This window comes from Bordetella holmesii (assembly GCF_020735985.1).
Lineage (GTDB): Bacteria > Pseudomonadota > Gammaproteobacteria > Burkholderiales > Burkholderiaceae_B > Bordetella > Bordetella holmesii.
The window spans coordinates 1,075,235-1,097,688 of the sequence record NZ_CP085973.1; the positions used below are offsets into that span (position 1 = coordinate 1,075,235).

Genomic DNA, 22,454 nt, shown 5'->3' on the forward strand with positions numbered 1-22,454 from the left:
ACGACCGGTGTTACCTGTTCGTGGGTGGAATAAATGTCTCCCTGCGTCGCGTGAAGCACGATACGATCAGTCACGCCCGACGCGCTGTCGGGTTCTTGTCAGCAAGACAAGGTTGGCGCTCAGCCGACCTCAGAGAAAGCGCACCACCACCACCTGTTTTTACATCCAAGGAGTGGCTTGATGACTCGACCGAGGTTAGTCAGACAACGCGTGTGTATTGGGATCGGGGTAATGCTGGCACTGGGACAGACCCCGGCATCGTCGGCGACTACGGCGCAAGCCAAAGGCAGTAAGTTTTAAGGACCTCTAGCTCATGCCTGGTTAGAGCAGCGGACTCATAATCCGTTGGTGCCGAGTTCGACTCTCGGGGGGGCTACCAAAGAAATCCTGAGCAATCAGGTACCTACAGCCGCCAGCAATGGCGGCTGTTTCGTTTCCGGCGTCTGCTGTGACCAAAACGTGACCGTTTCGGGGTGCGCGGCAAGGTGTGAGTCGCCCCGGGTTTCCTAGACGTAAGCGCCTGCTGAACACACCCTTGACGGTTCTGCTTATGCAGCAGGTTGCCACCGATGCGGCAGCAGCTCAGCGATCTGGCTGTTTTTCTGCGTGGGAAGGCGCGTGAGCACGTCCTTCAGATAGGCGTACGGGTCGTGCCCATTGAGCCGCGCCGACTGGATCAGGCTCATGATGGCGGCCGCACGCTGCCCGCCGTGCAGCGAGCCTGCGAACAACCAGTTCGAGCGCCCGATCGCCCAGGGCCGGATCTGGTTCTCCACCCAGTTGTTGTCGATCGGTGCATCGCCATCATCAAGATAGCGCGTGAGCGCCTCCCAGCGCTTGAGGCTGTAGTCGATGGCGCGTGCGGTACCCGAGCCATCGGGCACGCGCTGGCGCTGCGCGATCAGCCATCGATGCAAGGTCTCGGCGATCGGCCTGGCGCGATCCTGACGTATCCGCCTGCGCTTGTCGGCAGGCAGGTCGGCTACGTCCCGCTCTACGCCGTAGAGCGCGCCGAACAGATCCAGTGCCTCTCCGGCGATCTGGCTCTGGTGGCTCGCATGCAGGTCATGGAACTTGCGCCTGGCGTGCGCCATGCGGCCAAGTTCCTTGATGCCGGCAGCGAAGCCGGCCTTGTAGCCCACATAATCGTCGGTCACCAGTTTGCCGCGCCAATCTTGCAGGAACGTGCGGCAGTGCTCACCGGCCCGGCTTGGCGCGAAGTCGTAGAGCACTGCACGCAGGCTGTCGAACGAGGTCGGTGTGTATGCCCACAAGTAGGCCCGGTGCGTCTTGCCCGCGCCCGGATTGAGCATCTGCACTGGCGTCTCGTCGGCATGCAGCACGGGTTTGCCCAGCACCTCGGCCTTGAGCGCATCGACCAGCGGCTGCAACCGCAGCCCGCATACGCCGACCCACTCGCCCAGCGTCGAGCGCGGCAGCGCCAGACCGGCGCGCGCAAAGATGCCTTCCTGGCGGTATAGCGGCAGGTGGTCGGCGAACTTGGCCACCAGCACCTGCGCCAGAAGTCCCGCCGTCGGGATGCCCTTGTCGATGACCTGCGCGGGGACCGGCACCTGCGTGAGCGTCTCGCAGTGCTCGCACACCCATTTGCCGCGGATGTGACGTTCGACCGTAAAGACGCCCGGCAGGTAATCCAGCTTCTCGCTGACGTCCTCGCCGATGCGTTTCAAGCCGCAGCCGCAGCGGCACGTCGTGGACGCCGGTTCATGGTGGATGTCGGTGCGCGGCAACTCGGCCGGCAGCCGCATGCGACGCGGCGCTTGCGACGGCGCAGGCTTGGTGGAGATCGCTTCGCGCAGCGCGTTGACTTCCTCTTCGATAGCCGCCATGTCGGCGTCCATTGTCTCTTCCAGAAGGCTTGCCTGCGCCGGGCTCAATTGCTCGCTGCGCTTGCCGTAGCGCCAGCGCTTGTACAGCGCCAGCTCCTGCATGAGCTGGTCGATGTGCGTCTGTTTGAAGTGCAGTACGCGATCCCGCTCGGCAACCACCGCATCGTGCGCCGCTATCTGGGCGTCACGCGCGGCCACCTCGCCCATCAGGCGTTCGGCCAACGCGCGCAGTTGCTGTGCGTCGAGGTGATCCAGGGATGCGGTACTCATGGCCCACAGTATGCCGCGGGGCTCGCAGCGGCGATATTGGCGTCTTGCCGGATTGTCCGGCGCTACAACACCGAGATCGCGCCGGCCCCGCCCACATGCTGCCAAGGCAGGCCCAGCACCAGCGCCTGCCACTGCTCACTGTCGACCGCGACGTGGGGGCCGCGCAGCGCATCGGCCCACACGAACTTGCCGCGGTTCAGCCGGCGCGCAGCCAGCCACACGCCGATCCCGTCATGTACCAGCACCTTCATGCGGTTGGCGCGCCGGTTTGCAAAGCAATAGGCGTGGTGCGGACGGGCCGAACCGAACACGGCCACCACCCGGGCCAGTGCCGTCTCGGTGCCGGCGCGCATGTCCAGCGGCTCGGTGGCCAGCCAGATCGCATCGACACGGATCACCGCAGCCACTCGCGTAGCCACGCCACACATGCGCCCGCTTCACTCACGGGCCATTGCACCGTCGCTTGCGCGGGACCGCGCGACAAGCGAATCTCGATGTGACGGCCTGACGAGGGCACCGCAGGCAACGCGACCGGCACGAACGCCGGCGCTACAGGGGCCTGCCGTTCGGCCTGGCGAATCCACTTATGCACCAGGTTCGCGTTCACGCCATGTGACAGCGCCACGCCGGCAATGGAGGTTTCTGGCTGGCTGCACTGGGCCACGATCTGGGCCTTCAGCGCCTTCGGATAAGACCGACGCTTAGGAACCGGCGCTAATTCTGTCTTCGACATGGTGTCCACCTAAACGTGGTGGACACTATCGAGGACAACGCACGCGCTCAATATGGGTTCGCCGGGCGCTTACGGATGTCCTATCTTGCGCAGCTGTCAAACGACGACAATGTATCTTATGGCGGGTCGGCCTATAAGGCTGCCTTGCCCGGCAATCGATGGCGCATAGGGGGTGGGCTTGCGCTGGACACCGGGCCGCATCGCGTCTTTCTAGACATGCGCTACGGCCATGGCTCTGACGTCTCGCGTGAGGTCTCCGCCGTGGTGGGGTACTCGTACCGTTTCTAGGGCGTTGGGCTAGGCCGCCTATAATGCGCGCCTCGCAGTGCGCGGAGTTTCGGCATGCCCGAGGAGAGTCTGTTCTGGTTCATGACGGCCACTGTCACGTTTGCGCTATGCGCTGGCGTGGCTGCTGGCTGTCGGAAAACTCTAGGGTCCACCTTGCGTGCCGTGGCATTGGCCTCCGCCCTCGTTGCGGGGGCCGTGGCATGGATGACGCCGCCCATGGCGAGCGGGGGTATGGCCTGGCTCCTAGCGGCAGCCGGTGGCCTTTTTAGTCTGGTCATTGCCTGCGCGTGCGCACTTCTGACCAGGCGTATGCGGGGGGCAGCCGTTCCGGCGCACGATCATGACAGCCATGTGGCCAACCAGGAAAGTATCAATGGAAATTATCAGTAGCCAGACCGGCGAATTCGACTCGGGTATCAGCCTGCAGACTACGGTGGATGGCATCCCCTTTGGTGTCTACATCGTGTTGGGTGTGCCGGATCTGGACTCTATCGCGGATTTCGTCCCGCCCGAAGCCCTGTCTGATGGGGCCTCGATTCATGCGGCTTCTGTCGATACGGTGGATGGCGCCCAGGAGCAGATCGATGAAGTGCTAGAGAATCTCAACCCTGCTGACGTGGTGGTCTTCTTTTGCGCAGATGTGGACTGTTTTGCTGCAGCCCTGGATCTGCTGGGTCTTCCGATCGAAGAGTGAGCAAACCGGGGCGGCTGGAGGGGGCTTTTCTTCGCTATCTCTTTGATTATTAGTAAATAAGACACATCCAAATATTGACACGAAGATAAAGCAGAGCGTAACGGCAGTTTCTATTTGTTGCATTCTTCGGACGTATTTTTATGGATTATCTTGACTTAGGAGAGGAACCTGACGATAGTGTCGGCACGAGAGATCAAGTGTTGCGAAGTCTGTTCAGTGCCGTGCCTTTTCCGGCATCAGTTATTGTCCTGCTGTCCCCTCCTTGATTGCATCGTGGCTCCGGGTGCATCCGCACCCACTATCTTAGGAAATACAGTATGGAAACCGGCGTCGTTAAGTGGTTCAACGCAGAGAAAGGTTATGGCTTTATCACCCCGGAATCGGGTGGCAAGGACCTGTTCGCTCATTTCTCCGAGATCCAGTCCAATGGCTTCAAGACCCTCGAAGAGAACCAGCGCGTGAGCTACGTCACGGCGATGGGCCCCAAGGGTCCCCAGGCAACCAAGATTCAGATCATCTAATAAATAGCTGAATCTAGGCCAAAGCCGAGCCCCGCAAGGGGCTTTTTTGTTGCCTGTCCCTGCCGCGCGCCCGGTGGGCGCGCGACATCCTTCTTGATAGAGGTCCGTCATGCCTTCTTCGTCGTCTTGCCAGTCTTCGGATGTACTCGATTTCTGGCGTCATGCCGGCCCGCAGCGCTGGTTCGCACGGGATGTTGCCTTCGACCGCGAATTCAGGGAGCGCTTCCTCGAGGCGCATTTCGCTGCCGCGCGGGGAGAGCTTTTTGACTGGGAAGGCAGCGCTGATGGGGTGCTGGCACTGCTCGTGCTGCTGGACCAGTTCCCGCGCAATGCCTTTCGTGGCACGGGCCATATGTTTGCCACCGACGGTCTGGCGCTGGCTGTGGCGCGACGCGCTGTCGCGCATGGACTGGATCGGGAAGTCGACACGGAATTGCGCGCGTTCATTTATTTGCCTTATGAGCACGCAGAGAATATTGACGCCCAGCAAGAAGGCGTTGAATTAATGACACACCTGGGCGGGGAAACCTTGCGTTTCGCTATTATTCACCGTGACCTGCCCCCAGATTTAGTACGGCACCGACATAGAGCCCAGGGGTAAAAGACCTTCTTTCTGATGAGCCTGCACGAATTGCGCCGGCGTTAAATATCCGAGCGCGCTGTGAGGCCGATCGGTGTTGTACTCGACTCGCCAGTTTTCGATCAAGCTTTTAGCCTGTCGCAGGGACAAGAACCAGTGCTCGTTAAGGCATTCGTCGCGGAACTTGCCGTTGAAACTTTCGATATAAGCGTTCTCCACCGGCTTACCCGGCCGAATAAACGACAGCTTTACGCCTGCTTGGTAGGCCCAGGCGTCCAAGGCTCTTCCGGCGAACTCTGGCCCGTTGTCCACGGTAATAGATCGCGGCAGGCCACGCATCTCCGCCAGCCGTTGCAGCACCATGGCAACACGCAGTCCCGGCAACGACGTATCGACCTCGATGGCCAGGCATTCGCGAGTGTAGTCATCGACGATAGTCAAACAGCGGAATCGGCGGCCATAGGCTAGGCCGTCGGCCACAAAGTCCATTGACCAACTCTGATTCGGCGCGATTGCCGCTGGGCGAACCACGCGCTCGGTCGCCGCGATTCGCTTACGCTTTCGTTTTCGCACGCTTAACCCTGCCAGACTGTACAGCCGCCAGATTCGCTTGTGATTTGCTTGCCAGCCTTCGCGACGTAAGAGCACATGGATCTGTCAACGCCGGTTGAAAATTGACCCACTTTCGTCGGAATCGTCGGAGTAAATCTGACCCACCCCGGCGTTCAAAAACCTAGTTCCTGATCTTGATGTTTCCTGCTTTGCGCTTGTCCTTGAGCCGGTAGCTTTCCCCGGCAATCTGCACGATATGGGCGTGGTGCAGCAGGCGGTCGAGCAAGGCAGCGGTCAGCGTCTGATCCTCAGAGAAGCACGAGGCCCACTGGCTGAAGGGCAGATTGCTGGTGACGATGATGCTGGTACGCTCGTAGCGCTGGGCCACCACGTTGAAGAACAGGTTTGCTTCCTCGCGCCCGAAGGGCAGATAGCCAATCTCATCGATCACCAGCAGGCGCGGCCCGATGATAGCGCGGTTGAAGTACTGCTGCAGCCGGTCCTGCTTATGGGCCGTGGCCAACTGCATCATCAGGTCGGCGGCAGTCAGAAACCGGGTCTTGATGCCCGCCATGACGGCGCGGTACGCCAATGCCTGCGCCAGGTGGCTCTTGCCCACGCCGCTGGGTCCCAGGAACACCACGTTCTCAGCCCGTTCGATAAAGCTCAGGGCCGCCAGTTCCTGGATCTGGGCACGCGGCGCACCACTGGCAAAGGCGAAGTCATAGTCTTCGATGGTCTTGACCGAGGGCAGCGTGGCGATCTTCATCAGGGCGGCGCGCTGGCGTTCGATCCGGGCGTCGTTCTCAATACCCAGAAGGCGCTCCAGGAAGTCGCCATGGCTGGCGTCTTCGCGGGCGCACTGCTGGGCCATGGCGGGCCACTCGCTGCCGATACGCTCCAGCTTCAGGACATCGCAGATCTGTTCGATGCGGTTGTGTTGAAGGTTCATGCTCGCACCTCCAGCAACTCGTTATAGACCGACAGCGGGTGCTGGAAGCTCTCTCGCGGCACAGGCCGGTGAGACGTGGCCGGCACCAGCATGCCGTGTTGCGCAGGCAACTGCAGTAGCGCCAGGCGCTCTTCCTGCAACCGCTTAGCGGGTCTCTCCCGAGTGGTGCCATGCAGCCGCTGATCGGCCACCTCCGTGAGCCAGCGACCGACGTGCGCGTTGGCTGCCGTCACATCGAAGCGCAGGCCAGCCTGCTTGAGGGGCGCGGCCAACGGGACACAGAAACTGCCCTTCAGGTATCCGTTGAAGCGTTCGACCTTGCCCTTGGTCTTGGCGCGATAAGGCTGGCACACACGCGGGGTGAAGCCGAACTCCTGGGCGACGGCCAACAGCCCGTTGTGCCAGCGATGCTGGCCGGGGCCGTAGGCATCGCGCTCGGTGATGATGGCGCCCGCGTTGTCGAACAACACGTGCTGGGGTACGCCGCCGAAGTAGATGAAGGCCTGACGCAGACATCCGAACCAAGTGTCGGCGCGCTCATCGGTGGTGAACCGCACCCAGCTCGAACGGCTGTATCCCAGCGTGGCGACAAAGGCCATCAAGGGATCACGGCCGCGCCGGATGTGGGTGAAGTCGGCCTGCATCTGCTTGCCAGGCGGCGTCTCAAAACGAACGACCGGTTCAGGCTCCTGGTGCTTGTAGCCGCTAAGAAACTCCTTGAGCTGCGTTACACCACCGGGGTAGCCCAGTTCTTGAATCTCCCGCAGCAGCACGGCTGCTGGAATCCAGTGCGGCCGGGCCGCCTCGATGCGCCCGTGCAGATAGTCCTTGTACGGATCCAGCTTGGTGGTCCGTGCCTCGCGGGGCTTGTACTGCTGGGCACCAGCCTCACGCAGATACCGCCTGATCGTGTTGCGTGAGCAGCCCAGCTGCTTGGCCATCTCCCGAATGCTGACGCCGCGACGCGCCATTACCTTGATCTCCACTGCTTGCTCCTGAGTCAACATTGTCGGCGGCCAAAAGGCCGCCATCATCGCCCAGGTGGGTCAGATTTACTCCGACGCGGTGGGTCAGTATTACATCGGCGCTGACATGGATCCTCCGATAGCCGTAGCGTCGTTTCGCCACTGCCATCTCTTTCATGCGCTCGGTCAGCGCAGCATCGCCTGAGCGTGTGCTCTCGTAGGCAAACAGCGACCGCGAAATTCCTACCAGCCCACAGGCCCGGGTAACACCCATGCTGCGCTCGGTCATTAATGTCCTGACCGCCTCGCGTTTGGCCTGCGGGCTGACTACTTTCGGCTTAGCAGATCCTGAAGCGCCGCCTTGTCCAGCATCGACTCGGCCAACAGCTTCTTGAGCTTGTTGTTCTCCTGCTCCAGCTCCTTGAGCCTCTGAGCGTCCGACACCGTCATGCCACCGAACTTCGCCTTCCAGTTGTAGTACGTTGCCTCGGAGATTCCGTGCTTGCGGCACAACTCTGCGGGCTTGGCACCTGCATCGGCTTCCTTGAGCACGCCGATGATTTGCTCTTCCGTAAATCGTTTCTTCATTGCCATTCCTTTGGGAACGGACTCTACATCGATTTCGTACTAATCACGGGGAGCAGGTCACCTCGGCCAGCCGGTCGGTCACTCGCTGGTAACGGCCCAGCCAGCTCAGCCTCTCCAGATGCGGTCCACCGCACTGCTCGCACCAGACCCGCCGACGCGGCACTACCAGCGTCACTCGCAGCGCCATTAGCGGCAGATCCCGCACCCGGCGCGTGGTCGTCTCATGCACCTGCCGACATCGGTTGCCGCAGTGCTCGCAGTGCATCGTTCGCGCTGAAGGCTTCAGGTAAATCGTGACCGTCCGGCTCTCACCTTCAGGCCACACGACCCGCTCCACCCGATAACCTTCCCACCCACCCAACCTCTCGATCGTCTTGCGGTCCAGCATGATCCCGGCCTTGATCCTTGAAAAATCAAGGATCAAGCGTAACGGCAATCAAGCACGGCTCCACGCTATTCCGCGATGAACCTTATTTTTTGAGGCTTAGTGGTCTGCACTGCTCGTGAGTCGATCTACGTAGGCGATGCCTACCGCCGAGAGTATGAATACCACGTGAATGATGGTTTGCCACATAACCCCGGTTTCGGTAAAGCGGGCATTGTCTGATCCCAGGTTGCCGGCTTCGATGAACGTGCGCAGCAAGTGGATCGAAGAGATACCGATGATCGCCATGGCAAGCTTTACCTTGAGCACGCTCGCATTGACGTGGTTGAGCCACTCAGGCTGATCCGGATGGCCTTCCAGGCGCAGGCGCGAAACAAAGGTTTCGTAGCCACCGACGATCACCATGACCAGGAGGTTGGAAATCATGACGACATCGATCAGCCCCAGCACCAGGAGCATGATGTCCATCTCGCCGAAGCTATTGGTGTGCGACACCAGATGCCATAGCTCCTTGAGAAACAGAAAGACGTAGACGCCCTGGGCGACGATCAGGCCAAGGTAGAGAGGTAGTTGCAGCCAGCGCGAGCTGAATATCAGGGCCGGCAGAATGCCGAGGCGAGGGGGCTGTTGAGGGTTCATCGTTGCGAGCCTATTTGGTGAAGTGGGATTCAGGCGGCTCGCATTCTAGCAACGGCAGGTGTCGTTTTGCAGGCCACAGTCCCCTCCGGCGAGGCCATCTGCGGGGCGCTACGGGACGGGGATTGGGGTTGTCGGGCGACTTTCCGGTAAAATGGCTGGTTTACCCGGTTCGATTCGTCGTTTGCCGGGTTCGATTTCTTCTCATCCCTCGAAAAATAGGTCTTTTGATGCAGCCTGTGGTTGAAACCCTCTCCGGCCTGGAGCGCCGTGTTGATCTGGCCATTTCCGTGGCCGACGTGGAAAAGGAAGTCCAGGCGCAGCTCAAGCGCGTGGCCCGCACCGCCAAGGTGCCGGGTTTCCGTCCCGGCAAAGCGCCGATGGCTATGCTCGAGCGTAGCCATGGTCCGAGTATCCGCTATGACGTGATCAACTCCCAAGTCGGCCGTGCCTTTGAGCAGGCCGTCGAAGGCGCCAAGCTTCGCGTGGCCGGTAGCCCGTCGTTGGAGCCCAAGACCGAAGGCGTGGACGAAGCCACACTGGCTTTCTCGGCGACGTTCGAAGTCTATCCCGAAGTCGCCGTGCCTGATCTGTCGGGTCTTGCCGTAACGCGCTTCGAAACCGAAGTCAGCGACGCTGAAGTCAACAAGACACTCGATGTTCTGCGCAAGCAGCGTGCTACTTACGAAACTCGCGAAGGCCGTGCCGCGCAAGACGACGACCGCGTCATTCTCGATTTCGCTGGCACGATCGATGGCGTGCCTTTCGAAGGCGGCAAGGCTGAGGACTTCCCCTTCGTTCTGGGCCAGGGCCGTATGTTGCCCGAGTTCGAAGAAGCGGCGCGCGGCCTGAAGGCTGGTGAGACCAAGGTCTTCCCCCTGAGCTTCCCCGAGGACTATCAAGGCAAGGAAGTCGCTGGCAAGACCGCCGAGTTCACGATCACCGTCAAGGAAGTGGCCGAGGCCGTATTGCCTGCTGTCGATGCCGAGTTCGCCAAGTCGCTGGGCCAGGCCGATGCTGACGTCGAAAAGCTCAAGGCTGATATCCGCAGCAACATCGAGCGTGAAGTCAAGGTCCGTTCGCAAGGCCGCACCAAGACCAGCGTGATGGACTCGTTGGTCGACGCTGCCAAGTTTGATGTGCCCAAAGCGCTGGTCGATAACGACGTGCAAGGCCGCATTGCTCAGGCCCGTGAAGAGCTCAAGCAGCGCGGCGTGCCCAATGCCGAAAACATGCCCATGCCGGCAGAGGTATTCGCAGCCGAATCCGAGCGCCGTGTTCGCCTGGGTCTGTTGGTGTCTGAGCTGGTCAAACAAGCTCAGTTGCAGGCCAAGCCGGAGCAGGTTCGCGCCCGCATCGAAGAGTTCGCCCAGAACTACGAGCAGCCCGCTCAGGTTGTCAGCTACTATCTGTCGGACCGCCAGCGCCGCGCCGAGATCGAGGCGATCGTGCTGGAGGACAACGTTGTGGCCTACGTGCTGGAAAAGGCCAAGGTAACCGATGAAAAGGTTCCCTTCGATCAGTTGATGGGGATGGCATAACTATGCAGCGATTCACCGATTTCTATGCGGCAATGTATGGTGGAGCGTCGGTGACGCCCACCGGGCTGGGCTATATCCCCATGGTGGTGGAGCAGTCCGGCCGTGGCGAGCGCGCCTATGACATTTACTCGCGCCTGTTGCGAGAGCGCCTGATTTTTTTGGTCGGGCCTGTCAATGACGCCACGGCCAATCTGGTCGTCGCCCAATTGCTGTTTCTGGAGTCGGAGAATCCTGATAAGGACATTTCCTTCTACATCAACTCGCCCGGCGGGTCGGTGTATGCGGGCATGGCCATTTACGACACCATGCAGTTCGTCAAGCCCGATGTATCCACGTTGTGCACCGGGTTGGCGGCCAGCATGGGTGCATTTCTGTTGGCAGCGGGCAAGAAGGGCAAGCGCTTTTCCTTGCCCAACTCCCGCATCATGATTCACCAGCCCTCGGGCGGCGCCCAGGGGCAGGCCAGCGACATTCAGATCCAGGCCAAGGAAATTCTCGACTTGCGCGAGCGCCTCAACCGCATCCTGGCCGAAAATACCGGTCAGCCGGTCGAGCGCATCGCCATAGACACCGAGCGTGACAACTTCATGTCCGCTCAAGATGCGGTATCGTATGGCTTGGTAGACAAGGTTCTGGCCCGACGCGAAGACGTTTGATACGTTTTTGCCTGGCTTGCAGGCCCTGCCGCCACGTCCGATAAGCGTTACATGCATTCCCCGGCAACGGGGAGTGCATCTCCTACCAGAGACTAGAAACACTTATGCCTGAAAAAAAGGGATCGGCAGACGCAAAAGTGCTGCATTGCTCTTTCTGCAACAAGAGCCAGCATGAGGTCCGCAAGCTGATCGCAGGTCCGTCTGTATTCATCTGCGATGAGTGCATCGACCTTTGCAATGACATCATCCGTGAGGAAGCGCAGGCGACCGCGCGCGCGGCGATTCGTTCCGAATTGCCGACTCCGGTTGAGATCAAATCCTTCCTGGACCAGTACGTCATCGGTCAGACCGGCCCTAAGCGCATGTTGGCGGTAGCGGTTTACAACCATTACAAGCGCATCCGGCATGGCGAGATCAAGGGCGATGAGGTCGAGCTGTCCAAGAGCAACATCATGCTGATCGGGCCCACGGGCTCGGGCAAGACGTTGCTGGCGCAAACGCTTGCACGCATGCTCAACGTCCCCTTCGTGATGGCCGACGCCACTACCTTGACCGAGGCTGGTTATGTTGGCGAAGACGTCGAGAACATCATCCAGAAGTTGCTGCAGAACTGCAATTACGACGTCGAGAAGGCCCAGCGGGCCATCATCTATATCGATGAGATCGACAAGATTTCGCGCAAGTCTGATAACCCGTCCATCACCCGCGACGTATCGGGCGAAGGCGTGCAGCAGGCGCTTCTGAAACTCATCGAAGGCACGGTGGCTTCCGTGCCTCCGCAAGGCGGGCGCAAACACCCCAACCAGGACTTCGTCCAGGTGGACACGACGAATATCCTGTTCATCGTAGGTGGTGCCTTCGACGGGCTGGAAAAAGTCATCCGCGACCGCACGGAAAAATCCGGTATCGGGTTTTCGGCTTCGGTTCGGGCCAAATCCGAGCGTGGCGTGGGCGAACTCTTCAGTGAAGCCGAGCCGGAGGATCTGGTCAGGTTTGGCCTGATTCCGGAACTGGTCGGCCGCCTGCCGGTCGTGGCCACGCTCGATGAGCTCGACGAGGCTGCACTGGTGCAGATTCTTACCGAGCCCAAGAATGCGCTGGTCAAGCAGTTCCAGAAGCTTTTTGCCATGGAAGGAGCCGAGCTGGATATCCGGCCGGATGCTCTGACGGCAATCGCGCGCAAGGCGCTCAAGCGCAAGACCGGCGCGCGTGGATTGCGCTCGATCCTTGAGTCGGCGTTGCTCGACACCATGTATGACTTACCCTCGCAGGGCAATGTCAGTCGCGCCGTTCTCGATGGCAACGCCATCGAAGGCGGGGGCAAGCCCCTGCTGATCTACGCCGACGAGGGTGCTGAGTCTGCCAAGGCAGGCCAAGGCGAGGTCCGAGACGCGGCGGCCTGAGCCGCATGCTCTGCAAAAAACCCGTCATTGGCGGGTTTTTTTGCATCTTGATGCGGCCGCGTAATCAGCATCTTGATTTTTGGGCTATCGTTCCCATATCAGACGTAACCGACCTCGGGCCTATGCAGCCCTTGTGTCCCTCTCATTCACTCTGAGGAACCCCCTATGTCTGCGAGCCAGACCCTGCCTTCAGATCCGATTGACTTGCCCCTGTTGCCTCTGCGCGACGTGGTGGTGTTTCCGCACATGGTTATTCCGCTGTTCGTCGGGCGCCCGCGCTCGATCCGTGCGCTGGAAGTGGCGATGGAAGCGGGTAAAAGCATCATGCTGGTGGCGCAGAAGTCCGCCGGTAAGGATGACCCCACTCCGGAAGACGTCTACGACATCGGTTGCGTAGCCAGTATTCTGCAGATGCTCAAGCTGCCCGATGGCACCGTCAAAGTGCTGGTCGAGGGCAGCCAGCGCGCGCGCATCGACAGCATTCAGGATGCTGACTCGCACTTTACCTGCCAGGTCACGCCGATCGCGCCCGACGCCACGGCAGGCCCCGAGGCGGAGGCGTTACGCCGTGCCATCGTGGCGCAGTTCGAGCAGTACGTGAAGCTCAACAAGAAGATTCCGCCCGAGATCCTGACCTCGTTGGCGGGTATCGACGACGCCGGCCGCTTGGCCGACACCATCGCTGCGCATCTGCCGCTCAAGCTTGAGCAAAAGCAGAAGATGCTCGAAATCGTGCCCACGGCCGAGCGCCTTGAGGGGCTGCTCGCGCAGCTGGAAACCGAAATCGACATTCTGCAGGTCGAAAAGCGCATCCGTGGCCGCGTCAAGAAGCAGATGGAGAAGAGCAAGCGCGACTACTATCTGAATGAGCAGGTCAAGGCCATTCAGAAGGAGTTGGGCGAGGGCGAAGAGGGCGCTGATCTCGAAGAGCTCGAAAAGAAGATCATCGCCGCGCACATGCCCAAAGAGGCGCGCAAGAAGGCCGACGCTGAGCTCAAAAAGCTCAAGCTCATGTCGCCGATGTCCGCCGAAGCCACGGTGGTGCGCAACTACATCGACACGATCATCAATCTTCCCTGGAAGAAGAAAAGCAAGATCAACAACTCGATCGCCAATGCCGAGCGGGTGCTGGACGATGACCACTATGGCCTGGAGAAGGTCAAAGAGCGCATTCTCGAGTATCTTGGGGTGCAACAGCGTGTCGACAAGGTCAAGGCGCCTATCCTGTGTCTGGTGGGCCCTCCGGGCGTGGGTAAGACCTCGCTGGGACAGTCCATTGCCAAGGCGACCAACCGGAAGTTCGTCCGGATGGCGTTAGGTGGCGTGCGCGACGAGGCCGAGATCCGTGGGCACCGTCGGACGTACATCGGCTCCATGCCGGGCAAGATCTTGCAGAACATGTCCAAGGTGGCCGTTCGCAATCCGCTCTTCCTGCTCGATGAGATTGACAAGCTGGGCATGGATTTTCGCGGCGACCCGTCGTCGGCATTGCTTGAGGTCCTGGATCCGGAACAGAATCACACCTTCCAGGATCATTACATCGAGGTGGACTTTGATCTGTCCGACGTGATGTTCGTGGCGACCAGCAATACGCTGAATATTCCGCCGGCCTTGCTTGATCGTATGGAAGTGATTCGTCTGTCGGGTTACACCGAAGAAGAGAAAATCCATATCGGCAGCGATCATTTGTTGCCCAAGCTGATGAAGAACAACGGCGTGAAGGAAAACGAACTGACGGTCGAAGAAAGCGCGTTGCGCGACATCGTGCGTTATTACACGCGTGAAGCGGGAGTGCGTTCGCTCGAACGAGAAGTGGGCAAGATATGCCGCAAAGTGGTCAAGCAATTGCTTACGGCAAAGGATAAGGGCGAGCCTGAGACCGGCCCGGTCGTGGTCAATGCCGAGAACCTCGATGCCTATCTCGGCGTGCGCCGTTATACGTTTGGCATGGCTGAGAAAGAGAACCAGATCGGGCAGGTGACCGGTTTGGCGTGGACCGAGGTGGGCGGCGATCTGCTGACCATTGAAGTGGCGGACATGCCCGGTAAAGGCAATATTCAGCGCACGGGTTCGCTGGGCGACGTCATGAAAGAGTCGGTGGAAGCGGCCCGTACCGTAGTGCGGTCGCGGGCTCGCCGTCTGGGCTTTGCCGATAGCGTGTTCGAGAAGCACGACATGCACGTCCACGTTCCTGAAGGCGCCACGCCTAAGGATGGGCCGTCGGCGGGTATCGCCATCACTACGGCCATGGTGTCGGCGCTGTCGCGCATCCCGGTGCGCGCGGATGTTGCCATGACCGGCGAGATCACCCTGCGAGGCGAGGTTCTGCCTATTGGTGGCCTGAAGGAAAAGCTTCTGGCAGCGCACCGCGGTGGCATCAAGACCGTGTTGATACCGGAAGAAAACGTCAAGGATCTCGCAGAGATTCCAGACAACGTGAAGAACTGCTTGGAGATCGTGCCGGTGCGCTGGATCGACAAGGTGCTGGAAATGGCGCTGGAGCGTCTGCCCGAGCCCTTGGCCGATGAAGAGCCCGTCAAGGAAACCATTGTCAGCAAGCCAGTGGAGTCAGGCGATCCCGTGCTCAAGCACTGATCCGCCAAAAAAACCCCCGCCATCTCAAGATGGCGGGGGTTTTTTTTGGTTCATCGAGGAATACCGGGGAATGCAGACCGGATCTTGAGGAAGAAGTACTCCTGATCGCGGTAGCCGTAGGCGCGGCGCTTGATGACTTTGATGGTGTTGTTGATGCCCTCGACGATGCTGGTGTTGAGCCGGTGGCGACAGCGAGACAGAATCCCGTGCAGATAGGCTTTTAGCTTGAGCGCGAAGTGAGCCAAGGCGGCGATGCCGCTGCCCTGAGCCTGTTGCAGCCAGTGATCCCATGCCTGGCGGGCGTAGCCGGGGTGTTGGTAGAACCACAGCTGTTTGAGCTCATCGCGCATCAGATAAGCGGTGAGCAAGGGCTGGTTGGCCTGGAGCAACTCGTCCAACTTTACCGATTGGCACGGATCGAGGTTTTTGCGATTGCGCAGCAGTAGCCAGCGACTGGACTTGATCACCCGGCGGGCCGGCTTGTCGTGCCGCAACTGGTTCGCTTGGTCTACACGCACCCGGTCTATCACTTCACGGCCGTACTTGGCCACGACGTGGAACAGGTCGTAGACGATCTCGGCGTTGGGGCAGTTGGCCTGGATCTCCAGCTCATAGGCCGTCGTCATGTCGATCGCTACGGCCCGGATCTGCTGGGCAACCCCAGTTGGCAGTTGTTCGAAGAAGGCTCTGGCCGTCTCGCGCGAGCGGCCATCACCGATCCATAGCACCTGACGGCGGATCGGATCGACAACGACCGTGGCATAACGATGGCCCTTGTGTAGAGCGAACTCGTCCATCGCTAGGTAGTGGATCTGGCTCCAGTCCGGCTCTTGGATCGCCCGTCGCAGCAGGGCCTTGTCCAGCGCCTTGACCGTGTGCCAACCCAGTTGGAAGAAGCGCGCCACGGCCAGAATGTTGCTGGACTCAAGCAACTGGCTGACCGCCTCGGCCAGCCGGTCGGTCACTCGCTGGTAACGGCCCAGCCAGCTCAGCCTCTCCAGATGCGGTCCACCGCACTGCTCGCACCAGACCCGCCGACGCGGCACTACCAGCGTCACTCGCAGCGCCATTAGCGGCAGATCCCGCACCCGGCGCGTGGTCGTCTCATGCACCTGCCGACATCGGTTGCCGCAGTGCTCGCAGTGCATCGTTCGCGCTGAAGGCTTCAGGTAAATCGTGACCGTCCGGCTCTCACCTTCAGGCCACACGACCCGCTCCACCCGATAACCTTCCCACCCACCCAACCTCTCGATCGTCTTGCGGTCCAGCATGATCCCGGCCTTGATCCTTGAAAAATCAAGGATCAAGCGTAACGGCAATCAAGCACGGCTCCACGCTATTCCGCGATGAACCTTTTTTATGGCTGCTGTTTTTGTGCGGGCTGCGTCAGTGCAGGCTATGGGTGCGAATCAAGCCCACCGCGATGCCTTCCAGTGCGAACTCGTCGTCCGGGCTCAACACGATGGGTGCGAACTCGGGGTTTTCGGGGAGCAGCTCGATACGGCTGCCGTGGCGTTGCAGGCGTTTGACGGTGACATCGTCGCCGAGGCGCGCCACGACGATTTGGCCGTTGCGCGCTTCAGCCGCCTTTTTGACCGCCAGCAGATCGCCCTCGAGTATGCCTGCATCGCGCATGCTCATGCCGCGGACTTTGAGCAGGTAGTCAGGGGCTTGGGCAAACAGGCCTGGATCCACGCCCACCTCGCGTTCGACATGTTCGGCCGCGAGGATGGGCGAGCCGGCAGCTACGCGTCCCACGAGTGGCAGCAATAACTGCGCCAGAGCAGGGTGGGGCAGCAGAGCCTGGCTGGGCGCACTGGGCTCGGGCCCTTTGAGGCGGATGCCACGCGAGGCACCGGCGGTCAGTTCAATGGCGCCCTTGCGTGCCAGCGCCTTGAGGTGGTCTTCAGCGGCATTGGGCGACCGGAAGCCCAGCGCCTGTGCGATCTCGGCGCGCGTGGGGGGAAAGCCGGTACGGGCGACGGTTTGCCGGATCAGGTCGAGAATTTCCTGCTGGCGATCCGTGAGTTTGGTGGCCATGGTAATGATCCCAATGATGGCCCGGGGCTTGTGTGAACCACGGACTGTATGTATATACAGCGTGATTCTGGGGGACACAGCTGAAAAATGCAAGCGATGCCAGGGCGATACTCCCGTTTCTAGCGACTACCGCAAGCAGGGGACGCTACGCGGTCATGGCTGGCCCCTGGTTTGCGGTCGATTCGCGCAAAGCCATCGTCAGATACTCAGGATTGGCACATCCAAGGTGTGGTTGACCTGCCCCCAGATTTAGTACGGCACCGACATAGAGCCCAGGGGTAAAAGACCTTCTTTCTGATGAGCCTGCACGAATTGCGCCGGCGTTAAATATCCGAGCGCGCTGTGAGGCCGATCGGTGTTGTACTCGACTCGCCAGTTTTCGATCAAGCTTTTAGCCTGTCGCAGGGACAAGAACCAGTGCTCGTTAAGGCATTCGTCGCGGAACTTGCCGTTGAAACTTTCGATATAAGCGTTCTCCACCGGCTTACCCGGCCGAATAAACGACAGCTTTACGCCTGCTTGGTAGGCCCAGGCGTCCAAGGCTCTTCCGGCGAACTCTGGCCCGTTGTCCACGGTAATAGATCGCGGCAGGCCACGCATCTCCGCCAGCCGTTGCAGCACCATGGCAACACGCAGTCCCGGCAACGACGTATCGACCTCGATGGCCAGGCATTCGCGAGTGTAGTCATCGACGATAGTCAAACAGCGGAATCGGCGGCCATAGGCTAGGCCGTCGGCCACAAAGTCCATTGACCAACTCTGATTCGGCGCGATTGCCGCTGGGCGAACCACGCGCTCGGTCGCCGCGATTCGCTTACGCTTTCGTTTTCGCACGCTTAACCCTGCCAGACTGTACAGCCGCCAGATTCGCTTGTGATTTGCTTGCCAGCCTTCGCGACGTAAGAGCACATGGATCCTCCGATAGCCGTAGCGTCGTTTCGCCACTGCCATCTCTTTCATGCGCTCGGTCAGCGCAGCATCGCCTGAGCGTGTGCTCTCGTAGGCAAACAGCGACCGCGAAATTCCTACCAGCCCACAGGCCCGGGTAACACCCATGCTGCGCTCGGTCATTAATGTCCTGACCGCCTCGCGTTTGGCCTGCGGGCTGACTACTTTCGGCTTAGCAGATCCTGAAGCGCCGCCTTGTCCAGCATCGACTCGGCCAACAGCTTCTTGAGCTTGTTGTTCTCCTGCTCCAGCTCCTTGAGCCTCTGAGCGTCCGACACCGTCATGCCACCGAACTTCGCCTTCCAGTTGTAGTACGTTGCCTCGGAGATTCCATGCTTGCGGCACAACTCTGCGGGCTTGGCACCTGCATCGGCTTCCTTGAGCACGCCGATGATTTGCTCTTCCGTAAATCGTTTCTTCATTGCCATTCCTTTGGGAACGGACTCTACATCGATTTCGTACTAATCACGGGGAGCAGGTCATGGTGTCGCAATGTACATGCTCCATATCGTCTCAGCGATGTTGGAACACCCATTCGTAACCCACGGTCGTGTTGAGGCGTTCGACGTAGGCATCCTGTCGTGGCTTGCCCGGTTGAGTATCTTTGAGCTTCAGGCGATCTCGGTGCTACGTGGGCCACCAACAGTCAACACCATTCGGAACTTGACGTTGCCTGACTTCATGCGTTGATAGGCTTCATTGGCCTGCTCGAATGGCATCACTTCGATCTTGGGGCGTACCCCCGCCAGCACGCTGAAATCCAACGTTTTTTCGTTCTCCCAGGGCGATCCGGTGATTGAGCCCAGTACGCTGCGCTCTCCCACAACTAGGTGGCCCGCAGACACAGGCAATGGATCTTTCCCTGCGCCAAGTAGCACCAGGCGGCCTTGTGGCGCCAGCCCGACCATCAGCGGGGAGACCACGGCAGGAGCGCCAATCGTGGTGATGATGGCCTGCGCGCCTCCCATGGCTTTGAGCTTGGCTGCCGCATCCTCTTCGTTGGTGTCGATGTAGATGTGTGCGCCCAGATCGAGCGTATCGTTGGCGATGTCACTGCCTCGTCCTATGGCTACTACGCGAAACCCCATGCGACGCGCATATTGCAACGCCATGTGGCCCAGCCCACCAATGCCCAGAATGGCGACGGTATCGCCGGCCTGCGCCCCGCACTTCTTCAAGGCATTGAACGTCGCAATCCCCGCACAAAGAATCGGAGCAGCTTCTTCCGCATGGAGTTCGTCGGGAATCGACACCAGGCCGGACGCCCGAGCCAGCATGACCTCGGCGTAGCCGCCGTCGCAGGTGGCGCCGACGAATGGCTGGTTCTGGCACAGTTGAAAATGTCCCTGGCGACATTGCGCGCACTCCCCGCAAGGCCCGCCCAGTCGGCCAATACCGACACGCTGGCCGATTTTCCAGATAGACGGCACATACGCTCCCAGCGCGGTGATCCGGCCCACTACCTCGTGACCGGGTACACGAGGCGGCTGCAACGTCGGATCGGCACCGTCGATGTCGCCCACGTCGGCGCCACAGATGCCGCAGGCATCAACTTCAATCAACACTTCGCCCGCGCCTGGTGTTGGCGTGGGATGTTCCACCAGTTCCAGAAAGCCTGGCTGGGTGACTTGCATGGCACGGTATGTCGATTGCATATCCTCCGCTCCTAAAAATGATTAATAGAAAAATGCCTCGGCCCAGGGCGGATGCGAGGCGGTTCAGCGCCTCATCGACCACACTGCGCGGACACGGCAGGTTGATGCGCGTGAAGCCTTCGCCTTCGGCGTCGAACTTGCGTCCACGGTCGAGTCATAGCCGTGCGCGGCGCAGCAGGTGGTCATGCAATTCGGCAGTCGCCACATCAATGTCGTGAGTGGCACCGGTGATGCGCTCCGTCTTGCCTTGCTGTCTCATGGCAACTCCTTGTTCAATGCCGCACGGGATACCCCTGGCGTCAGTGCCTGGACACCCAGACCTGCTGCTTCGATGGCGCCGGCGAGATAGCCCGGAAACTGCGGCGACCACTCATTGGCGATGCCCGTGAGGCAGCCTTGCCAAGGTCCTGATGCGGCTTTTGACGCAGGTGCCTGAGCATGCTGGCCCGTCGCGTCGCGATCCATTGCCGTGGCGGTGCGCGGGTCTTGTGCCCAGTCTTTGATGATGTCGGCCTTGGGCGTCGCCGCGTCGGGTCCGAACATCCGGACGCACTGCGCACGGCAGTGCGTGCGCATCACCTCGTCAGAAACGGTGCTGCGCACGCGCGCCGGCACACCCAGGAAACCAAACAGCGCTGCGCTGCCGCCGGGCATGGAGGCATCATGGATCTCACCCATCGGCCCGCGTGCACTGCGGCCCTCTCCTGATAACCCCCGTTCTCGCCAGAACGGGCTGCCATAGATTGCGATGTACTTGGCGTGCGGCGCCATCCATGTGGCCGTGTCGCGCCACTGCCGGGCGAGTGCCTCCGGCAACGCTGGCTCGAAGGCAATGGTGTTTTCGATCAGACGAGGCGGCAGCGCCAGCAGGACGTGCTCGGCGTGCCACGTCACGGGACGACCGCTGGCATCGACGCTCTCGACGACAACATGGTAATCGTTTTTGCGCAGGCTCTGCACCGTATGGCCGGTCAGGACACGGCCTGAGTTCAATCTGCGGTGCAGCGCTTCGATCAGGCGGCCCATTCCACCCTTCAGGCGCATGGACGCCGGAGAGTTCGCATAGCCATGCATGCGCACGGGAGCGTCCTGCGGCGAACGCTCGACCACCATGTCACCGGCCTCGAACTGCTTGAAGCTTTCCAGGCCCAGTGCTTCGATCAGCCGTCAGAGTTCGCGCTGGTAGCCGGGCCAGAACCAGGCGGGGCCAAGATCGAAACGGTCAACGGAGCTTGCTTGTGCTGCTCCGTGGGAAACGACCTGTCCCGAGGCGTCGGCAGAGGCGATACGCCCGCCAGGTGCCTCCCGAGCTTCCAGCACCACGTAATCGGTCACGCCTTGTCGTGCCAGCAGATAGGCTGCGTACAGGCCGCTCAATCCAGCGCCGACGATGACGATGCGTGCGTTATGCGGGCTCATGCTGCTACCTCCGCATCGGACAAATGGCCCGTCTTGAGGTACACAGTGGCACCTTGATCGCCAGCACGAGGCACAGCAGGTTCACCTGCCGGCAGCCGCAGCCAACTGCCTTGCTCGTAGCGCGTCTCCTCCAGCACCACAGTGCCTGATACGACCAGGATTTCCGCGCCGTTTTGCGACGCTTCGAGAATATTTGCGCCAGTAGCCAGGCGCTGCAGGCTGACCTGCTCGCCCTCAGTCGCGAATAACGGGCACACCTCACGCGCACCCTCGCGGCACCAATTGGCCGGGTCGCGCGTGTTAATGCGGACGCTGCGCGTCTCGTTATCCGGCATCTGCTGGAGCTTGACGAAAATGACTGCGCCCTCGGCGCTGGAGGGCTGATGGCTGGAGCCGGGCGGGTTGCGCAGATACCAGCCTGCCGGGTAATGCCAGCCTCCTTCAGAGAAGGTTCCAGACAGAACCAGGATTTCCTCACCACCCGGATGCGGGTGCGCGGGAAAGTAGGATTCGGGTGCGTACCGCACGATGCTGGTGGCACGGGCTTTCTCCGCGCCTACGCGATCCAGCATCACCCGCTCGACGCCTCCCTGTGGCGAGGCGACCCATTGGTAACTGCTGGATGCCACGATGGCGCGGCGGGTGAAATCAGCATTGATCAGCATGATGTTTTTCCAAACTGGGGACGGCGCCATGGCTCGTCCAGGCGATGGCGGCCATCCCCGGTCAATACGGCTTATCTGGCGGGCAGTTGCTGGTAGGCCTCGACAACACGTGCCGAGTAGGTAAGCGCAGCACCCGCGTTCAACGCGATGGCAACACCCAGGGCTTCGGTGATTTCTTCGAAGGTGGCACCGTGTTCGACCGCCTTCTTGGTGGGCACGGAGATGCAGCCGTCGCATCGGGTGGTGATGGCCACCGCCAGTGCAATCAACTCGTGAATCTTGGGTTCCAGATGGCCGCTCTTGACGGCTGCGTTGTCGATCGTCATCAGGCCGCGCATCACGTCCGGGCTTTGTTTGGCGTAGTCGCCCACGCGCTCCAGCAGGGAGTCGCGGTAAGCATTCCAGTCTTGCATCATGGTTGTTCTCCAATAACAGGTTAAAGCCGGACGTAGGTGCGCCCAGCTGTGGTTTCAATAGGAAGCCTCCGCCATCGGCGTACCGATGGCGGGAGGCGCTAC

The 22,454-nt window shown here is 60.6% G+C and carries 23 protein-coding genes, 1 tRNA gene and 3 pseudogenes; 8 read left to right on the forward strand and 19 right to left on the reverse strand.

What is annotated here, in order from left to right:
• Positions 1–300: 300 nt before the first annotated feature.
• Positions 301–379: transfer RNA gene (locus LK440_RS05065), tRNA-Ile, on the forward strand.
• Between the two features lie 169 nt (positions 380–548).
• On the opposite strand, the gene tnpC is transcribed toward LK440_RS05065, so the two are convergent.
• From tnpC to tnpA, 3 genes are all read right to left on the reverse strand, one after another.
• Positions 549–2,120, reverse strand: coding sequence for an IS66 family transposase (tnpC, locus tag LK440_RS05070; protein ID WP_005014618.1), 1,572 nt, complete (start codon positions 2,118–2,120; stop codon positions 549–551).
• A 62-nt stretch (positions 2,121–2,182) separates the two neighbouring features.
• On the reverse strand, positions 2,183–2,518 hold the full coding sequence (tnpB, locus tag LK440_RS05075) for an IS66 family insertion sequence element accessory protein TnpB (RefSeq protein WP_005014613.1): 336 nt from the start codon (positions 2,516–2,518) through the stop codon (positions 2,183–2,185).
• Positions 2,515–2,853 (reverse strand): IS66-like element accessory protein TnpA, encoded by a 339-nt coding sequence (tnpA, locus tag LK440_RS05080; protein ID WP_005014610.1) that lies wholly within the window; start codon positions 2,851–2,853, stop codon positions 2,515–2,517. Before tnpA ends, tnpB begins: the two co-directional genes overlap by 4 nt.
• Positions 2,854–3,514: 661 nt before the next feature.
• On the opposite strand from tnpA, the gene LK440_RS05085 reads away from it, so the two are divergent.
• The 3 genes from LK440_RS05085 (at position 3,515) to LK440_RS05095 (ending at position 4,957) form a co-directional block, all read left to right on the forward strand.
• Positions 3,515–3,835: a hypothetical protein gene (locus LK440_RS05085; RefSeq protein WP_005014600.1), complete on the forward strand. Its 321-nt coding sequence runs from the start codon at positions 3,515–3,517 to the stop codon at positions 3,833–3,835.
• Between the two features lie 317 nt (positions 3,836–4,152).
• Positions 4,153–4,356: a cold-shock protein gene (locus LK440_RS05090; RefSeq protein ID WP_005014599.1), complete on the forward strand. Its 204-nt coding sequence runs from the start codon at positions 4,153–4,155 to the stop codon at positions 4,354–4,356.
• A 109-nt stretch (positions 4,357–4,465) separates the two neighbouring features.
• A complete protein-coding gene (locus LK440_RS05095) occupies positions 4,466–4,957 on the forward strand; it encodes a DUF924 family protein (protein WP_005014598.1) in 492 nt (163 codons plus the stop codon).
• On the opposite strand, the pseudogene LK440_RS05100 reads toward LK440_RS05095, so the two are convergent.
• The 7 genes and pseudogenes from LK440_RS05100 to LK440_RS05125 form a co-directional block, all read right to left on the reverse strand.
• Positions 4,925–5,593, reverse strand: a pseudogene (locus tag LK440_RS05100) (IS3 family transposase); the annotation flags it as partial. The gene LK440_RS05095 and the pseudogene LK440_RS05100 sit on opposite strands and share 33 nt — an antisense overlap.
• A gap of 76 nt (positions 5,594–5,669) precedes the next feature.
• Positions 5,670–6,440 carry an IS21-like element helper ATPase IstB gene (istB, locus tag LK440_RS05105; RefSeq protein ID WP_005013542.1) on the reverse strand — a complete coding sequence of 257 codons (771 nt, stop codon included), beginning with the start codon at positions 6,438–6,440 and terminating at the stop codon, positions 5,670–5,672.
• Entirely contained in the window at positions 6,437–7,447 is a 1,011-nt protein-coding gene (gene istA, locus LK440_RS05110; protein WP_025341473.1) for an IS21 family transposase, read from the reverse strand. The genes istB and istA overlap by 4 nt, the downstream gene beginning before the upstream one ends.
• Complete coding sequence (locus LK440_RS18075; protein WP_135238891.1) at positions 7,329–7,694, reverse strand: hypothetical protein; 366 nt, start codon at positions 7,692–7,694, stop codon at positions 7,329–7,331. The genes istA and LK440_RS18075 overlap by 119 nt, the downstream gene beginning before the upstream one ends.
• Positions 7,694–7,993: pseudogene (locus tag LK440_RS05115) on the reverse strand (transposase); the annotation flags it as partial. The pseudogene LK440_RS05115 and the gene LK440_RS18075, both read right to left, overlap by 1 nt.
• Before the next feature lie 61 nt (positions 7,994–8,054).
• A pseudogene (locus LK440_RS05120) lies at positions 8,055–8,381 on the reverse strand (transposase family protein); the annotation flags it as partial.
• A gap of 96 nt (positions 8,382–8,477) precedes the next feature.
• Positions 8,478–9,017 (reverse strand): TIGR00645 family protein, encoded by a 540-nt coding sequence (locus LK440_RS05125; RefSeq protein WP_005014595.1) that lies wholly within the window; start codon positions 9,015–9,017, stop codon positions 8,478–8,480.
• A 227-nt stretch (positions 9,018–9,244) separates the two neighbouring features.
• Here LK440_RS05125 and tig point away from each other — a divergent pair, with 227 nt between their 5' ends.
• The 4 genes from tig (at position 9,245) to lon (ending at position 15,209) form a co-directional block, all read left to right on the forward strand.
• Positions 9,245–10,555 carry a trigger factor gene (tig, locus tag LK440_RS05130; protein WP_005014590.1) on the forward strand — a complete coding sequence of 437 codons (1,311 nt, stop codon included), beginning with the start codon at positions 9,245–9,247 and terminating at the stop codon, positions 10,553–10,555.
• A 2-nt stretch (positions 10,556–10,557) separates the two neighbouring features.
• Positions 10,558–11,211, forward strand: coding sequence for an ATP-dependent Clp endopeptidase proteolytic subunit ClpP (clpP, locus tag LK440_RS05135; protein ID WP_005014589.1), 654 nt, complete (start codon positions 10,558–10,560; stop codon positions 11,209–11,211).
• A 104-nt stretch (positions 11,212–11,315) separates the two neighbouring features.
• On the forward strand, positions 11,316–12,614 hold the full coding sequence (clpX, locus tag LK440_RS05140) for an ATP-dependent Clp protease ATP-binding subunit ClpX (RefSeq protein ID WP_005014587.1): 1,299 nt from the start codon (positions 11,316–11,318) through the stop codon (positions 12,612–12,614).
• Positions 12,615–12,779: 165 nt separating this feature from the next.
• Complete coding sequence (lon, locus tag LK440_RS05145; protein ID WP_005014581.1) at positions 12,780–15,209, forward strand: endopeptidase La; 2,430 nt, start codon at positions 12,780–12,782, stop codon at positions 15,207–15,209.
• Positions 15,210–15,259: 50 nt separating this feature from the next.
• Here the strand turns inward: lon and LK440_RS05150 are convergent, their stop codons facing one another.
• The 9 genes from LK440_RS05150 to LK440_RS05185 form a co-directional block, all read right to left on the reverse strand.
• Positions 15,260–16,480: an ISL3 family transposase gene (locus LK440_RS05150; RefSeq protein ID WP_005011985.1), complete on the reverse strand. Its 1,221-nt coding sequence runs from the start codon at positions 16,478–16,480 to the stop codon at positions 15,260–15,262.
• A 115-nt stretch (positions 16,481–16,595) separates the two neighbouring features.
• Complete coding sequence (gene lexA / locus LK440_RS05155) at positions 16,596–17,249, reverse strand: transcriptional repressor LexA (protein WP_005014574.1); 654 nt, start codon at positions 17,247–17,249, stop codon at positions 16,596–16,598.
• 249 nt (positions 17,250–17,498) lie between these two features.
• A protein-coding gene (locus LK440_RS05160) for an IS3 family transposase (protein WP_101557886.1) occupies positions 17,499–18,619 on the reverse strand; the annotation gives its coding sequence in 2 pieces (ribosomal slippage) (positions 17,499–18,367 and positions 18,367–18,619; 1,122 coding nt in all).
• A 91-nt stretch (positions 18,620–18,710) separates the two neighbouring features.
• Positions 18,711–18,812 carry an integrase core domain-containing protein gene (locus LK440_RS18080; protein WP_076879527.1) on the reverse strand — a complete coding sequence of 34 codons (102 nt, stop codon included), beginning with the start codon at positions 18,810–18,812 and terminating at the stop codon, positions 18,711–18,713.
• Positions 18,809–19,852: an alcohol dehydrogenase gene (locus tag LK440_RS05170; protein ID WP_005014572.1), complete on the reverse strand. Its 1,044-nt coding sequence runs from the start codon at positions 19,850–19,852 to the stop codon at positions 18,809–18,811. Before LK440_RS05170 ends, LK440_RS18080 begins: the two co-directional genes overlap by 4 nt.
• A 255-nt stretch (positions 19,853–20,107) precedes the next feature.
• A complete protein-coding gene (locus LK440_RS05175) occupies positions 20,108–20,965 on the reverse strand; it encodes a flavin monoamine oxidase family protein (protein ID WP_017685980.1) in 858 nt (285 codons plus the stop codon).
• A gap of 54 nt (positions 20,966–21,019) precedes the next feature.
• On the reverse strand, positions 21,020–21,271 hold the full coding sequence (locus LK440_RS17935) for an FAD-dependent oxidoreductase (protein WP_017685981.1): 252 nt from the start codon (positions 21,269–21,271) through the stop codon (positions 21,020–21,022).
• Positions 21,268–21,936, reverse strand: coding sequence for a cupin domain-containing protein (locus tag LK440_RS05180; protein ID WP_005014566.1), 669 nt, complete (start codon positions 21,934–21,936; stop codon positions 21,268–21,270). The genes LK440_RS17935 and LK440_RS05180 overlap by 4 nt, the downstream gene beginning before the upstream one ends.
• 71 nt (positions 21,937–22,007) lie before the next feature.
• Positions 22,008–22,352, reverse strand: a complete 345-nt coding sequence (locus tag LK440_RS05185) for a carboxymuconolactone decarboxylase family protein (RefSeq protein WP_005014564.1) — start codon at positions 22,350–22,352, stop codon at positions 22,008–22,010.
• Between the last annotated feature and the right edge of the window lie 102 nt (positions 22,353–22,454).